This is a genomic window from Rhizobium tropici CIAT 899, from assembly GCF_000330885.1.
Classification (GTDB): Bacteria; Pseudomonadota; Alphaproteobacteria; order Rhizobiales; family Rhizobiaceae; genus Rhizobium; species Rhizobium tropici.
This window is the reverse complement of record NC_020059.1, coordinates 1,805,984-1,820,866: the sequence shown is the minus strand read 5'-3', so window position 1 is coordinate 1,820,866 and position 14,883 is coordinate 1,805,984. Positions and strand designations below refer to the sequence as shown.

Annotated in this window: 16 protein-coding genes; 10 read left to right on the top strand and 6 right to left on the bottom strand. The window is 59.1% G+C overall.

Annotated features, from left to right (window positions below):
- Positions 1–57: 57 nt before the first annotated feature.
- Genes RTCIAT899_RS08905 through coaD form a run of 3 tightly spaced genes read right to left on the bottom strand, consistent with a single transcriptional unit; the run spans position 58 to position 1,707 of the window.
- A complete protein-coding gene (locus RTCIAT899_RS08905; RefSeq protein WP_015339890.1) occupies positions 58–558 on the bottom strand; it encodes a peptidylprolyl isomerase in 501 nt (166 codons plus the stop codon).
- Between the two features lie 34 nt (positions 559–592).
- On the bottom strand, positions 593–1,165 hold the full coding sequence (locus RTCIAT899_RS08900; protein ID WP_015339889.1) for a peptidylprolyl isomerase: 573 nt from the start codon (positions 1,163–1,165) through the stop codon (positions 593–595).
- 29 nt (positions 1,166–1,194) lie between these two features.
- Positions 1,195–1,707 carry a pantetheine-phosphate adenylyltransferase gene (gene coaD, locus RTCIAT899_RS08895; RefSeq protein ID WP_015339888.1) on the bottom strand — a complete coding sequence of 171 codons (513 nt, stop codon included), beginning with the start codon at positions 1,705–1,707 and terminating at the stop codon, positions 1,195–1,197.
- 202 nt (positions 1,708–1,909) lie between these two features.
- On the opposite strand from coaD, the gene RTCIAT899_RS08890 reads away from it, so the two are divergent.
- The 4 genes from RTCIAT899_RS08890 (at position 1,910) to RTCIAT899_RS08885 (ending at position 3,657) form a co-directional block, all read left to right on the top strand.
- A complete protein-coding gene (locus RTCIAT899_RS08890; RefSeq protein WP_135488286.1) occupies positions 1,910–2,134 on the top strand; it encodes a hypothetical protein in 225 nt (74 codons plus the stop codon).
- A 91-nt stretch (positions 2,135–2,225) separates the two neighbouring features.
- Positions 2,226–2,384 (top strand): hypothetical protein, encoded by a 159-nt coding sequence (locus tag RTCIAT899_RS33770; protein ID WP_015339886.1) that lies wholly within the window; start codon positions 2,226–2,228, stop codon positions 2,382–2,384.
- Positions 2,385–2,423: 39 nt separating this feature from the next.
- Positions 2,424–2,558, top strand: a complete 135-nt coding sequence (locus tag RTCIAT899_RS34395; RefSeq protein WP_015339885.1) for a hypothetical protein — start codon at positions 2,424–2,426, stop codon at positions 2,556–2,558.
- A 178-nt stretch (positions 2,559–2,736) separates the two neighbouring features.
- Positions 2,737–3,657, top strand: coding sequence for an NAD-dependent epimerase/dehydratase family protein (locus RTCIAT899_RS08885; protein WP_312862835.1), 921 nt, complete (start codon positions 2,737–2,739; stop codon positions 3,655–3,657).
- Between the two features lie 150 nt (positions 3,658–3,807).
- Here the strand turns inward: RTCIAT899_RS08885 and gyrA are convergent, their stop codons facing one another.
- Entirely contained in the window at positions 3,808–6,603 is a 2,796-nt protein-coding gene (gyrA, locus tag RTCIAT899_RS08880; RefSeq protein WP_015339883.1) for a DNA gyrase subunit A, read from the bottom strand.
- 224 nt (positions 6,604–6,827) lie between these two features.
- Here gyrA and RTCIAT899_RS08875 point away from each other — a divergent pair, with 224 nt between their 5' ends.
- The 3 genes from RTCIAT899_RS08875 to RTCIAT899_RS08860 all read left to right on the top strand — a co-directional run bounded on the left by RTCIAT899_RS08875 (position 6,828) and on the right by RTCIAT899_RS08860 (position 8,584).
- On the top strand, positions 6,828–7,460 hold the full coding sequence (locus tag RTCIAT899_RS08875; RefSeq protein WP_041677886.1) for a MarC family protein: 633 nt from the start codon (positions 6,828–6,830) through the stop codon (positions 7,458–7,460).
- 71 nt (positions 7,461–7,531) lie between these two features.
- Positions 7,532–7,783: a hypothetical protein gene (locus tag RTCIAT899_RS08870; protein ID WP_041677423.1), complete on the top strand. Its 252-nt coding sequence runs from the start codon at positions 7,532–7,534 to the stop codon at positions 7,781–7,783.
- Positions 7,784–7,823: 40 nt separating this feature from the next.
- Positions 7,824–8,584, top strand: a protein-coding gene (locus tag RTCIAT899_RS08860; protein WP_085999169.1) for an IS5 family transposase whose coding sequence is annotated in 2 segments (ribosomal slippage) — positions 7,824–8,151 and positions 8,151–8,584 — 762 coding nt in all. Because the reading frame shifts where the segments join, the coding sequence is not laid out codon by codon here.
- Positions 8,585–8,683: 99 nt separating this feature from the next.
- Here RTCIAT899_RS08860 and RTCIAT899_RS08855 read toward each other — a convergent pair.
- Positions 8,684–9,235: a single-stranded DNA-binding protein gene (locus RTCIAT899_RS08855; protein WP_041677885.1), complete on the bottom strand. Its 552-nt coding sequence runs from the start codon at positions 9,233–9,235 to the stop codon at positions 8,684–8,686.
- Positions 9,236–9,508: 273 nt separating this feature from the next.
- Between RTCIAT899_RS08855 and uvrA the strand changes: the two genes are divergently transcribed.
- Positions 9,509–12,430 (top strand): excinuclease ABC subunit UvrA, encoded by a 2,922-nt coding sequence (gene uvrA, locus RTCIAT899_RS08850; RefSeq protein WP_015339880.1) that lies wholly within the window; start codon positions 9,509–9,511, stop codon positions 12,428–12,430.
- Positions 12,431–12,462: 32 nt separating this feature from the next.
- Positions 12,463–13,269: a DUF72 domain-containing protein gene (locus RTCIAT899_RS08845; RefSeq protein ID WP_015339879.1), complete on the top strand. Its 807-nt coding sequence runs from the start codon at positions 12,463–12,465 to the stop codon at positions 13,267–13,269.
- 2 nt (positions 13,270–13,271) lie between these two features.
- On the opposite strand, the gene RTCIAT899_RS08840 is transcribed toward RTCIAT899_RS08845, so the two are convergent.
- The gene (locus RTCIAT899_RS08840; RefSeq protein WP_015339878.1) at positions 13,272–14,747 is read right to left on the bottom strand and encodes a bifunctional ADP-dependent NAD(P)H-hydrate dehydratase/NAD(P)H-hydrate epimerase; all 1,476 of its coding nucleotides are present in this window, start codon (positions 14,745–14,747) and stop codon (positions 13,272–13,274) included.
- On the opposite strand from RTCIAT899_RS08840, the gene RTCIAT899_RS34390 reads away from it, so the two are divergent.
- Positions 14,746–14,877, top strand: a complete 132-nt coding sequence (locus tag RTCIAT899_RS34390; protein ID WP_280117189.1) for a hypothetical protein — start codon at positions 14,746–14,748, stop codon at positions 14,875–14,877. The genes RTCIAT899_RS08840 and RTCIAT899_RS34390 overlap by 2 nt on opposite strands.
- Positions 14,878–14,883: the final 6 nt, after the last annotated feature.

Sequence of the window (14,883 nt, the reverse complement as noted above, 5' to 3'; positions counted from 1 at the left end):
GCGAAACCCGCCCCTCACGCCAAAGGCGCAAGAAGCGGGTTTCAGGAATAATCACGATCAGACGTCGGCGGCAACCCGCGCGGAGACGATCGAATCCGGATCCTTTACCGGCTCGCCGCGCTTGATCTGGTCGACAAATTCCATGCCGGAGATGACCTGACCCCAAACGGAGTACTGCTTGTTCAGCCAAGGTGCATCGGTGAAGCAGATGAAGAACTGCGAGTTGGCCGAGTTCGGGTTTTGCGAACGAGCCATCGAGCACGTACCGCGAACGTGCGGAGTTGCGGAGAATTCAGCCTTCAGGTCAGGCTTGGACGAGCCACCGGTGCCGGCGCGAGCGGTGTTGCCGCCAACCTTGCCATGCTCGACATCACCGGTCTGAGCCATGAATCCGTCGATGACACGATGGAAAACAACGTTGTCATAAGCCTTTTCGCGCGCCAATTCCTTGATGCGGGCAACATGCTCCGGAGCGACCTGCGGCAGGAGCTGAATGACAACCTGGCCCTTGGTGGTTTCCAGGATGAGGGTGTTTTCTGGATCCTTGATCTCAGCCATGTTCGTTTCCTTGTTCTCTGTGTTTGCTTTGGAATTATTTCTTGGTGACGGTGACCTTGACCATCTTGTCTGGATTGCTCACTTCGCCGTTCTGGCCTTCGCCACGCTTGATCTTGTCGACGAGCTCCATGCCCGAGATGACCTTGCCGACGACCGTGTACTGGCCGTTCAGGAAAGCGCCGTCGGCAAACATGATGAAGAACTGCGAGTTGGCGGAATTCGGGTCCTGGGCGCGCGCCATACCGACAACGCCGCGCGTGAACGGAACCTTGGAGAATTCTGCCGGAAGGTTCGGCAGATCGGAACCGCCAGTGCCGGCCTTGTTCGGATCAAAACCCTTAGAGGCGTTACCATACTGGACGTCGCCTGTCTGAGCCATGAAGCCATCGATGACGCGATGGAACACGACGTTGTCGTATGCACCCTTCTTCGCCAGCGCTTCGATTTGGGCGACGTGCTTCGGAGCAACTTCCGGCATCAGCTGGATAACCACCGGACCGTCCTTGAGCTGGATGGTCAAAAGATCTGCAGCTGCGGCCGAGAACGCACTGCCTGCGAAGGCGGCAAGGCTCAGGAATCCTGCCAATGCAATATGAAAGAGTTTCATGGATGCTCCGTTCGGGATTGGATTTCGGCTCAGCTGTTGCCGCTGGCCTTATTTTTGAGTTTGCCGTTCAGCGCTTCCAGAACCGCCGACGGCACGAAGGCGCTGACATCGCCGCCCATGGATGCGATCTGCCGCACCAATGTGGCGGTTATAGGCCGCGAGGCCGTGCCGGCAGGCAGAAACAGCGTCTGAATATCCGGCGCCATCTGCCTGTTCATGCCGGCCATCTGCATTTCATAGTCAAGATCGGTGCCATCGCGCAGGCCGCGTACAAGCAAGGTCGCGCCGTGGGCGCGGGCTGCATCGACGACCAGATTGTCGAAAGCAACGACGGAAATATCGCCTGCCTTCTGCGGCAGAGCCTCACCGAGCGATCTGCGGATCAGCTCCGCCCGCTCCTCGAAAGAGAAAAGCGGCTTCTTGCCCGGATGAATGCCAATCGCGACGATCACCTTGGCGGCGACATTCAACGCCTGCACGAGGACATCCAGATGTCCGTTGGTCATCGGGTCGAAGGACCCTGGATAGAAGGCTGTCGTCATTATCAAGCCGGCTCGTTGTTTCGACGCCTTTTGTCATGGATGAGGCCGTATCGCAAGTGATTTGCAACCCGGCGGCAGCCTCTGAACTGCAGATGAACACGCCGTTCAAGCCTGTTTCAGCTCGACAATGCTTTACTGGCATCAACATCGAAACGGGCCTGGTTCAACGGCTCGCCGATCTCGGTTTCAGGGACATCACGCCATGCTCGTCTTCATCATCGCAGGCGCCATCATCGGTTCATTTTTCGTCGAATACCTCGTTCATCTTTTCGTCGACCATTATGAGATCGAGTGGGATTCCGCCTCGGAAAACGGCAGGGATATCAATTTTGCCCAAGAAATCGCCACCGCCATGCGCAGGACGCATCGCGAATCTGAACGCCAGATGAACAAGGCATTCAAGGTCGCTTCAGGCACGCATTGCTAGATAGCTCTCAATATCGGCGGAACCATTTGGAAAACGCCGCGTTAACAGTCCGAAACTCAGATTGCACATTGCGGCAAGAAGGAAGAAGAGTATGCCCGACAAGATCACCCTTATTAACGTTGTTTGGATGGCCATGATTTCGGGAATGCTTGCAGCAACCGTTGCACTTTACGATCAGAAACCCGACCAGTCGAAGATCTACGGTCCCTTTGCTTCGGCTCGTCCCTTCGTTGCCTCGAGCCAGTACTAAGGGATCTGAACGCTAGTCCCACCTAAGGAGGGAGCGATCATGTTCACAATTTTGACGCTGCTTACAATTTTCATCAGCATCATGTTTGTCGTGTCAGTCGCATCCACCATTTCGGCGCTTCATCGCGAAAGCGAAGAGAGCAAGAGGCTGCATAAGCGTCACAAGACGCTCTGATCTCCGCGTACCGGGCTCCCCCGCCACATACGCCCGGATGGATCCTGAACCGGACGCTTTCCCCGCCAGCGTCCGGTTTTTTATTGCCTATGGTCCCGGCGCTTCCCTTGGGCCCCGCTGCCAAGACGCAAAAGCATGATTTTATAAGAGGAAGCGCGCCAGCTGCTTCAATCATGCTATGGTGATCGTGGTTCATCGAGGGATCAAGATGCGCATTGTCCTGACAGGCAGCTCCGGGCGACTTGGCCGGGCGATCTTTAATGCGCTGGCGCCAAGCCATAGGGTGATAGGCATCGATCGTTCGCCGTTTTCGACGACACATCTACTCGGAGATTTTACCGATGCGGCGTTGCTACGTCAGGCGCTGACGGGTGCGGATGCAGTCATCCATTGCGCGGCCCTGCACGCGCCTCATGTCGGCGCGGTTTCCGAGGATGAATTTCGCCGCATCAATGTGGACGGGACACGGCGGCTGGCGGAAGCGGCGCTGGCTGCCGGCGTGAGACGACTGGTGTTTACCAGTACGACCGCACTTTATGGCCGGGCGGTCGTTCCCGGTCATTGCACATGGGTCGATGAAGACACCGTGCCGCAACCGAAAAGCATCTATCACCGCACGAAACTGGAAGCTGAGCAGCTCCTTAAAGGCATGACCGGCCCGGATTTGCAGGTCCGCGTTTTACGCATGTCTCGAAGTTTTCCAGAAGCAGCCAATGTGATGGCTGTTCATCGCCTGCATCGCGGCGTCGATATCCGCGATGTTGCGGACGCCCATGTGGCGGCACTCACGAACGGCGGCAAAGATTTTCAACGACATATCGTTTCCGCCGGCACGCTATTTAAACCAGAAGACTGCGAGGCGCTCGCGGCCGATGCCGCCTCCGTCATCCAGCTGCGCGCGCCCGGCCTCGCCGCGAAATTTGCACAGCGAAATTGGCCGTTGCCTGATGGAATCGATCGCATTCATGCATCGAAATCTGCGGGCACGGTTCTCGGCTGGCATTTCCGTTTTGGCTATGACGAGGTTTTTGCGCAGCTGGAACGGGAAAGCCTGGAGGTTCTGCCGCCCTTTTCGCAAAATAACGAACGCCCGGAATAAAGAGCTACGAATCGGCCGCCAGATCCTGTGCGCTTTGCCTCAAATGACAATCGCATGAGCCTGTTGCCAGGCTCATGCGATCGAAAACCTTCGACTTCCAGATGGGCCGGCCGAGCAGCCGCTGATCTCTCCAGGCGGGCACAGCGAAGACTATTCTTCGCTGCCACCCTCGCTGCCGGCATCTCCAGCCTCATCAGCAACAACGTCATCCTCGGCTGCCGAAGCATCATCCTCGTCGCCTTCCGGCTCGCTGATACGCTCGACGGATACGACCTTCTCGTCCTTTGCAGTAGAGAAGATGGTGACGCCCTTGGTGGCGCGGCTGGCGACGCGGATGCCGCCGACGGGCACACGGATCAGCTGACCGCCATCCGAGACGAGCATGATCTGATCGCCATCCTCGACCGGGAAGGCGGCGACGAGCTCGCCGATTTCCCCTGTCTTCGACGTGTCGGTGGCGCGGATGCCCTTGCCGCCGCGGCCGGAGATGCGGAAATCGTAAGAAGAAGAACGCTTGCCGAAACCCTTTTCCGAGATCGTCAAAACGAACTGTTCAAGAGCTTTGAGCTCCTCGTAGCGCTCGTCGCTGAGCTGTCCCTCCTCGGTGACTTCCTCGCCAACCAGTGCAATCTCCTCGTCGTCGCCAGTCGCGGAGCGGCGTTCACTGACGGAGCGCTTGAGATAAGCAGCACGCTCCCACGGCTCGGCATCCACATGACGGACGATCGTCATCGAGATGATGCGATCGCCTGGTGCAAGTGTAATACCGCGCACGCCGATCGAATTGCGGCCGGCAAAGACGCGCACGTCCGATACGGAGAAGCGGATGCACTGGCCGAGCGCGGTCGTCATCAGCACATCGTCATGCTCCGTACAGGTCTCGACGGAGAGAATTTCATCACCCTCCTCTTCGAGCTTCATGGCGATCTTGCCGTTGCGGTTGACCTGCACGAAATCCGACAGCTTGTTGCGGCGCACGGTTCCGCGCGTCGTCGTGAACATCACATCGAGATTGTCCCAGCTGTCCTCGTCCTCGGGCAGCGGCATGATCGTGGTGATGCGTTCGCCGGGCTCCAGCGGCAGCATGTTGATAAGCGCCTTGCCGCGCGAGGTCGGCGTGCCGATCGGCAGACGCCAGACCTTTTCCTTGTAGACGATGCCGCGCGATGAGAAGAACAGGACTGGGGTATGCGTATTGAGAACGAATAGCCGGGTAACGAAATCCTCGTCGCGGGTGGTCATTCCCGAGCGGCCCTTGCCGCCGCGACGCTGTGCACGATAGGTCGTCAGCGGCACGCGCTTGATATAACCGAGATGAGAAACGGTGACGACCATATCCTCACGGGCGATCAGATCCTCGTCGTCCATCTCAAGACCGCCATCAATGATCTCGGTGCGGCGCGGCGTCCCAAATTCGTCGCGAACGGCAGCAAGCTCATCTTTTACAATGGTTTGGATGCGGGCGCGCGACGAAAGAATATCAAGATACTCCTTGATCTCAGCGCCGATCTGATTGAGTTCCTCGTCGATTTCATCGCGACCGAGAGCGGTCAAGCGAGCCAGACGTAGTTCGAGGATGGCGCGCGCCTGCTCTTCCGAGAGGTTGTAGGTGTCGTCCTCATTGATTCGGTGACGAGGATCATCGATTAGCCGGATAAGGGATTCGACGTCTGCCGCATTCCAGCGACGCGTCATCAGCTCTTCGCGGGCCGATTGCGGATCCGGCGCCTGGCGGATCACGCGGATGACTTCGTCGATATTGGCAACCGCAATCGCCAGACCGACCAAGACATGAGCGCGATCACGGGCCTTGCGCAGCAGGTATTTGGTGCGCCGGCTGATGACTTCCTCACGAAACGCCACGAAAGCGCGCAGGATGTCCATCAGGTTCATCAGCTCGGGCTTGCCGCCGTTCAGCGCCACCATGTTGCAGCCGAAGGAGGTCTGCAGCGGCGTGTAGCGATAAAGCTGGTTCAGGATGACATCGGCATTGGCATCGCGCTTCAGCTCGACGACAACGCGATAGCCCTGGCGGTCGGATTCGTCGCGAAGGTCAGAGATGCCCTCGATGCGCTTCTCGCGCACGAGCTCGGCCATCTTCTCGATCATCGACGCCTTGTTCACCTGATAGGGGATCTCGGTGATGATGATCTGCTCGCGATCGCCGCGCATCGGCTCGATGGCTGCGACACCACGCATGACGACGGAGCCGCGACCCGTCTCATAGGCGGAACGGATGCCGGCACGGCCGAGAATCTTCGCACCGGTCGGGAAGTCCGGGCCGGGGATGATCTCCATCATCTGGGACAGCTCGATCGCGGGATTGTCGATCAGCGCAATACAGCCGTTGATGACTTCGGAAAGGTTGTGCGGCGGGATGTTGGTCGCCATGCCGACGGCGATACCGCCGGAACCATTGACAAGCAGGTTCGGGAAGCGCGCCGGCAGAACCTTCGGCTCTTCCGTGGTCGCATCGTAGTTTTCCTGGAAATCGACCGTTTCCTTGTCGATGTCCTCGAGAAGCTCGTGGGCAACCTTCGTCAGGCGCGATTCCGTATAACGCATCGCCGCCGGCGAATCGCCATCGATCGAGCCGAAATTGCCCTGCCCGTCGATGAGCGGCACACGCATCGACCAATCCTGCGCCATGCGGACCAAGGCGTCATAGATCGAGGCGTCGCCATGCGGGTGATAGCTACCCATGACGTCGGCGACGGGGCGGGCCGACTTCACATATTTGCGGTTCCAGTGATAGCCGCTCTGATGGGCCGCATAGAGGATGCGCCGATGAACGGGCTTCAGACCATCGCGGACGTCGGGAAGCGCGCGGCTGACGATCACGCTCATGGCGTAATCGAGGTACGACCGCTGCATTTCCTCCATGATGGAAATCGGCTCGATGCCTGGCGGGAGCTTCCCGCCGCCGGGTGGTGTTTGCTCAGTCAAAACAGATCACGATCTCTTTTAGAATCACTGCGAAATTTATAGCCGAAAGGCCTGGCGAGCGCCAATTTTGGCCGGTGTTTTTGAACAGGTTTTGCCCCTTTAAGCCATGGAATCGAACATTTCCATGGCGAAACTGATCAACACCGGCGCATGACCCTTTGCGAAAGCCCGTTCCTCGCATAACAATGCTCGCTAACAGCGACAAAACAGGCTTCGGGGACTATATGGCGAGCGCGGATACGCTGATCAATGCCTTCACGACTCTGCTTGTTACCGTCGATCCGCCTGGGCTCGCCCCGCTTTTCATCGGGCTTACGGCGGGTATGAATCGCTCCGAGCGCAAGCAGGTGGCGCTGCGCGGCTCGCTGATCGCCTTCTTCATCCTGGCGGCCTTCGCCTTGTTCGGCGCGAGCGTGCTTGGTGTGCTCGGCATCTCCATCGGTGCGTTCCGCATTGCCGGCGGGTTGCTGCTCTTCTGGATCGCCTTCGAAATGGTGTTCGAGCGGCGGCAGGACAGAAAAGAGAAGACGACGGAAGTCGCTATTACCAAGGATCATATCCGCAATATTGCGGTCTTTCCCCTCGCCCTGCCCCTGATCGCCGGTCCCGGCGCCATCTCGGCCACCATTTTGTTGGCCGGCTCGCTGCAGACGACGCTCGACCGCGCGCAGCTGATCGGCGTCATCGCCATCAATCTGGCGCTGGTCTTTGCAGCCCTTGCCATTTCAGACCGGCTCGACCGAATGCTCGGCGCTACCGGCCGCGCCATTCTCACCCGGCTGCTCGGGGTTATTCTTGCGGCGCTTGCCGCGCAGTTCGTCGTGGATGGAGCAAAAGCGGCGCTCACGCTTTCATGAAAAGCGCGTCGGTCAGACGGTTTATTCGATGAGCCGGGATACTCGGCAACTGAAAGTGCTCGGAACTCTCGATGTTGAAAAGCATAATAAGATCAGTCTTCAAAAGGTATGGCTATACGTTTCTCAAGACGATGTATCTGCGCGATCATAAGGACAGCGAATATGCTTCAATGAGCATTGTCACCGAAAAAAATCTCACGCAAACAATCGATGCGTGTGAAGCTATCCTGAGAGAAATTAAAGGAACTACCAAGGATAAATCAATTGATAATCCAGCCGCCCTAGGCTGTGGTGACGATTTAAGGATTTGGGGTTCCCAGTGAGGAGCAAATCAGATTCAAGACTGATTTTTGGAGGTCGGTCATGGATATCGATAGGCTCAGTGCGGAACAGTGGTCTCGGATCGAGCCGTTTGTGCCGGGAGGACGCAAGGGGCGTCGTGGTCCGCGCTCCAATAACAGGCGGTTCGTCGAGGCGCTGGTCTGGATGGCCCGCTCTGGTGGACGTTGGCGTGATTTACCCGAAGGTTATGGCAACTACCAGACCGTCAAGCGGCGCTATTACCGCTGGATCGAGATGGGTGTCCTCGAAAGTTTGTTCGAGGCGTTAGCGCGAGAAGCGGACCTTGACTGGGTCTCGATCGATTCCACCTCCATCCGTGCCCAGCCTCAAGCCGCTGGCGCCCGGCGAAAAAGGGGGGAGCGGACGCCCAGGGCCTTGGCCGCTCACGCGGCGGGCTAGGCACCAAGATCCACGCCGTCGTGGATGCTTTGGGGCTACCGGTGCGCTTCGTACTTGCACCGGGACACCGTGGCGATGTGATTTATGGCAAGGAATTGCTCCATGGCCTCAATCCCAGCCACGTCATCGCCGACCGAGCCTATGATGCCGAACACTTCCACGACACCATTCTGGACGCCGGCGCTGTTCCGGTCATTCCACCACGACCCGGGCGACGACGCCCGCATGCCTGCAATTGGGGCCTCTACAAGGAACGCAACCTCGTGGAGCGCTTCTTTGCAAAGCTCAAGCAATTCCGTCGCGTGGCTACCCGATACGACAAACTCCTCGTCAACTTCAGAGGGTTCGTCATCATCGCTGCAATTGCAATCTGGCTCAAATAGTTAAATCGTCACCATAGCCTAGAAGAATAGCGAAGACAAATCGAAGCTGATAAAAACCCACCAAAAGACGGGTTTTAAAGTCAGTCGGGCACGCCTATCTCAGAACGGGATGTCATCATCCAGATCGCGCGAGAAGTTGCCGCCGCCGCCCTGGCTGCTGCTGCCACGGTTGCCACCGCCGCCGCCACGGGAAGAGCCTTGCGATGAGGACTGGCCGTAGTCGTCGCCACCGTAGTCGCCGCCAAAATCACCGCCGCGGCCACCACGACTTCCACCTTCGATGGAACCGCCACCCTCGCCGCGGCCGTCGAGCATGGTCAGGGTCGAATTGAAGCCCTGCAGCACGACTTCGGTCGAGTAGCGGTCCTGACCGTTCTGGTCCTGCCATTTGCGGGTTTGCAGCGCACCTTCGATGTAAACCTTGGCACCCTTCTTCAAATACTGTTCCGCGACCTTGCAGAGACCTTCATTGAAGATGACGACGCGGTGCCATTCGGTCTTTTCCTTGCGCTCGCCGGAATTGCGGTCGCGCCAGGTTTCCGACGTGGCGATGTTGAGGTTCGCGATCGGGCGGCCGTCCTGCGTGCGGCGGATTTCCGGGTCCGCCCCGAGATTTCCAACCAGAATTACCTTGTTCACACTACCGGCCATGATACCACCCTGCTTGCCGCCCATCGACGGCTTTGAAATTCTATGGGGAGCACCTTAACCCATAGCGGGCGTCAGGTGCTATTTATGCGGCCTTCTCAGTTCCGTTCATCCACAAAGAAATCGCCGCGATAATTTTGTTCTTTATTTGTTCTAATTTATCCCTATGATGATGTCAACGGAATCGAAAACCCGGCTCCATCCCTTCATTTCAGCCTCGACTCGCGGGCTGACATCACTAAATAAAGGCAGACTCCAAAGGACCTGCATACGACGATGAGCGAACTGAAGACTATTTCGATACGTGGTGCGCGCGAGCACAATCTCAAGGGCATCGATCTTGATCTGCCACGCAACAAGCTGATCGTCATGACCGGCCTTTCCGGCTCCGGCAAGTCGTCGCTCGCCTTCGACACCATCTATGCCGAGGGCCAGCGCCGCTATGTCGAAAGCCTTTCGGCCTATGCGCGGCAGTTTCTCGAAATGATGCAGAAGCCTGATGTCGACCAGATCGACGGCCTCTCGCCGGCGATTTCGATCGAGCAGAAGACGACCTCGCGCAATCCGCGCTCGACGGTCGGCACGGTCACGGAAATCTACGACTATATGCGTCTGCTGTTTGCCCGCGTCGGCGTTCCCTATTCGCCGGTCACGGGCCTGCCGATCGAGAGCCAGACAGTCAGCCAGATGGTCGACCGCGTGCTCGCCTATGAGGAAGGCACGAGGCTTTATATTCTCGCGCCGCTCGTGCGCGGGCGTAAGGGCGAATACAAGAAGGAACTGGCGGAGCTCATGAAAAAGGGCTTCCAGCGCGTCAAGGTCGACGGTCAGTTCTACGAGATCGCCGATGTGCCGGCGCTCGACAAGAAATACAAGCACGACATTGACGTGGTCGTCGACCGTATCGTCGTGCGTCCGGACATGGCGGCTCGCCTTGCCGACAGTTTCGAGACATCACTGCGTCTTGCCGACGGGCTCGCGGTCGCGGAATTTGCCGACAAGCCGCTGCCGCCGGAGGAGACTGCTGCCGGCGGTTCCGCCAACAAGTCGCTGAACGAGACGCATGAGCGCGTGCTGTTCTCGGAGAAATTCGCCTGCCCTGTTTCCGGCTTCACCATTCCGGAAATCGAGCCGCGCCTGTTCTCCTTCAACAATCCCTTCGGCGCCTGCCCGTCCTGCGACGGCCTGGGCTCGCAGCAGAAGATCGATCCGGAACTGATCGTGCCGGAGCCGGAACGTACGCTGCGCGATGGCGCGATCGCTCCCTGGGCCAAGTCGACCTCGCCTTATTACAACCAGACGCTGGAAGCGCTCGGCAAGCATTACGGCTTCAAGCTCGGCAATCGCTGGAACGAGCTGTCCGACAAAGCCAAGGACGTGATCCTGAACGGCACGGAAGACAAGATCGAATTCCACTATGCCGATGGGGCGCGTTCCTACACCACGCATAAGAATTTCGAAGGCATCGTGCCGAACCTCGAGCGCCGCTGGAAGGAAACGGATTCCGCCTGGGCACGCGAGGAGATCGAACGCTTCATGTCGGCCGCCCCCTGCCCGGCCTGCAACGGCTATCGCCTGAAGCCGGAGGCTCTGGCGGTCAAGATCGACAAGCTGCACATCAGCCAGGTGGCGGAAATGTCCATCCGCGTTGCTCGCGACTGGTTCGATGCGCTGCCGGGCACGTTCACCGACAAGCAGAACGAAATCGCGGTGCGGATCCTCAAGGAAATCCGCGATCGCCTCCGGTTCCTCAACGATGTCGGCCTCGAATATCTGAGCCTGTCGCGTAATTCCGGCACGCTGTCCGGCGGCGAAAGCCAGCGCATCCGGCTGGCGTCACAGATCGGTTCGGGCCTGACCGGCGTTCTCTATGTCCTCGACGAGCCGTCGATCGGCCTGCATCAGCGCGACAATGCACGCCTTCTGGAGACGCTGAAGCATCTGCGGGATATCGGCAACACCGTCATCGTCGTCGAGCACGACGAGGACGCCATCCTGACAGCCGACGATGTCGTCGATATCGGCCCCGCGGCCGGCGTGCATGGCGGCCAGGTGGTGGCGCATGGCACGCCGCAGGAGATCATGGCGAACCCGAGGTCATTGACCGGTAAATATCTCTCCGGCGAGCTCGGCGTGCCGGTTCCGGACGAGCGACGCAAGCCCAAGAAGGGCAAGGAGATCAAGGTTGTCGGCGCAAGGGGCAACAATCTCAAGAATGTTACGGCGTCTATCCCGCTCGGTGTCTTCACTGCGGTGACTGGCGTGTCCGGCGGCGGCAAGTCCACTTTCCTGATCGAGACGCTGTATAAATCGGCGGCGCGGCGTGTCATGGGCGCGCGTGAAATCCCCGCCGATCATGACCGCATTGACGGTTTCGAGCATATCGACAAGGTGATCGACATCGACCAGTCACCTATCGGCCGCACGCCGCGCTCGAACCCGGCGACCTATACCGGCGCCTTCACGCCGATCCGCGACTGGTTCGCCGGATTGCCGGAAGCCAAGGCACGCGGCTATCAGCCGGGCCGCTTCTCCTTCAACGTCAAGGGCGGCCGCTGCGAGGCGTGCCAGGGCGATGGCGTCATCAAGATCGAGATGCACTTCCTGCCCGATGTCTACGTCACCTGCGACGTCTGTCACGGCAAGCGCTACAATCGCGAAACGCTCGATGTCACCTTCAAGACCAAGTCGATCGCCGACGTGCTCGACATGACGGTCGAGGAGGGCGTCGATTTCTTTGCGGCCGTCCCCGCCGTGCGCGACAAGCTGCAGAGCCTGAAGGATGTCGGCCTTGGCTATATCAAGGTCGGGCAGCAGGCCAACACGCTATCGGGTGGCGAAGCGCAGCGCGTCAAGCTAGCCAAGGAATTGTCGAAGCGATCGACGGGCCGCACGCTCTACATCCTCGACGAACCCACAACCGGATTGCACTTCCACGATGTCGCCAAGCTTCTGGAAATGCTGCATGAGCTGGTCAATCAGGGCAATTCCGTCGTGGTCATCGAGCACAATCTCGAAGTCATCAAGACTGCCGACTGGATCCTCGATTTCGGTCCCGAGGGCGGTGATGGCGGCGGCGAGATCGTGGCTGTCGGCACGCCAGAGGCGATCGTGAAGGAGAAACGCTCCTATACGGGGCAATTCCTGAAAGAGTTGCTGGAGCGGCGTCCGGTGAAGAAGGTTGCGGCGGCGGAGTAAGGTTACCCGGCCGAACGGCCAAGGAGGAGAGAATGACCAAAGCGGGCGAAATCCGCACAGGCATAGGCGGATGGACCTTCGAGCCATGGCGCGGGACCTTCTATCCCGACACGCTGAAGCAGAAGGACGAGCTGAACTACGCCAGCCGCCAGCTGAAGGTGATCGAAGTCAACGGCACCTATTACAGCACGCAGAAGCCCGAGGTCTTCGCCAGATGGGCGGCCGATGTGCCCGATGGTTTCATCTTCTCTCTGAAGGCGACGCGTTTCGTCACCAACCGCCGTGTCCTCTCGGAAGCCGGCGAATCCATGCAGAAGTTTCTGGAATCCGGCATCAGCGAGCTCGGTGATCATCTCGGCCCCCTGCTCTGGCAGTTCGCGCCGACCAAGAAGTTCGATCCGGATGACTTCGAGGCATTCCTGAAGCTGCTGCCGGCCAAGCAGGATGGGCTTGCTCTCAGGCATGTAGTCGAAGTCCGGCACGATTCCTTCAAGGTGCCGGAATTCATTGCACTGCTTGAAAAGTATAATGTGGCGCCAGTCTGTGCCGAGCATTTCGAATATCCGATGATCGCCGACGTGACAGCGGACTTCGTCTATGCCCGACTGCAGAAAGGCTCGGATGACATCAAGACCTGCTATCCGCCGAAGGACCTGAAAGCCTGGGCGGATCGCCTGAGAACCTGGGCCACGGGCAAGGTGCCGGATGACCTGCCGCTGATCGATGCGAAACGCAAAATCAAAGCCGAGCCGCGTGATGTCTTTGCCTTCATGATCCATGAGGGCAAGGTGAACGCGCCTCCGGGCGCAATCGCATTGCAGCAAGAAGTGGCGAAATAGCTCTACAGCGGCTTGATGGCCACTACGAGATCTTCAGCCGTCAGTCCTTTTCCGGCATGCTGGCCTGCCAAACCATGCAGCCAGACGCCGGCGGCAGCGGCTTCGAAGGCCGGAGCCCCCTGCGCCATGAGGCCGCCGACAATGCCGGCGAGCACATCGCCAGAACCGGCAGTGGCCAGCCAGGGCGGCGCGTTCGCGTTTATCAAGGCCCTGCCATCGGGGGCGGCGATCACGCTGTCGGCGCCCTTATAGATGATCGCGGCATGGGTTCTCTTTGCCGCTGCCCTCGCCTTGTCGATCTTGCTCAATGTCTCGTCGGCGGCAATATCTGGAAAGAGGCGGCCAAACTCCCCTTCATGCGGCGTCAGCACCAATCGCGTCGGCCCTTCGGCGAAAGCATCGAACAATCGCTGCGGCTCGTCGCGAAACGAGGTGATGCCGTCTGCGTCTAATACCAGATGCCGATCCGCAAGCGCGAGGCAGAATTGCCGCGCCTTCTCGCCGGCGCCGAAGCCCGGCCCGAGAATAAAGGTCGAAAGACGCCGATCGGTAAGCCAAGTCCGTAAAGCAGCTTCGTCGTCGACTGCATGCAGCATAATTGAGGTCAACAAACTGGCGTTAACCCCCAGGGCCTCCGAGGGCGATGCAATAGTGACGAGCCCTGCCCCCGCCCTCAGGCCCGCCATCGCCGACATGCGCGCGGCACCTGTCGCATTCGGCCCGCCCGAGAAAACGACGAGATGACCTCGCTTGTATTTGTGCGTCTCGACGCCTGCCGAAGGTATGGCCGCCTGCCACTGTGCCGGCTTGTTTTCGGCGAGCAAGCGGTCGGCGTGGGCGCGGACGATACGGTCGGGAATGCCGATGTCGAAAACCCCAAGCTCTCCGCAAAGGTCGCGACCGGGAAGGAGAAGATGCCCCGGCTTGCGCGTCATGAAGGTCACTGTTCGCACAGCGCGGAAGGCAGCGCCGAGAATCCGGCCGCTGCGCCCATCGAGCCCAGACGGCAGGTCGATGGCAATCACCGGCATGCCGATCTCGTTGACCCGTGCAATAATGGCCGCCACATCATCCGGCACGGGACGGGAGAGTCCTGCGCCAAAGACAGCATCAATCACCACATCTCCGGTCATCGGGGCGTAACCACTGAACGCGGCGCCATTGATGGGACAATCGGCGAAAGCGCGGGCGGCGTCCCCTTTGAGCCGCTGCGGATCCCCCAGATGAAATAGCTGTACGTCGGCTCCGGCCTGTTGCAGCGCCCGCGCCGCCACATAGCCGTCCCCGCCATTATTGCCGGGCCCGCAAAGGATGACATAACGCAGCGCTCCGGGAAAGTGCCGAAGTGCAGCGGCAGCAACCGCCTGCCCCGCCTTCTCCATAAGACCATAGGAGCTGATGCCGGATGCGGCCGCAACGCGGTCGACGCAAGACATGGCGTCAGGGGTGAGAAGCAGATCGGCGAGCGGCAACATCATGGCGGATATTATAGATGCGAAATCTGCCTCAAAAACAACCGCTATTGCGGCAGTCATTTTGGTCTATAAATATGCATTTGCACAACAATTAGCCGATAACATTCAAGGCCTTGCTGGAGCACAAACATGACGCGCA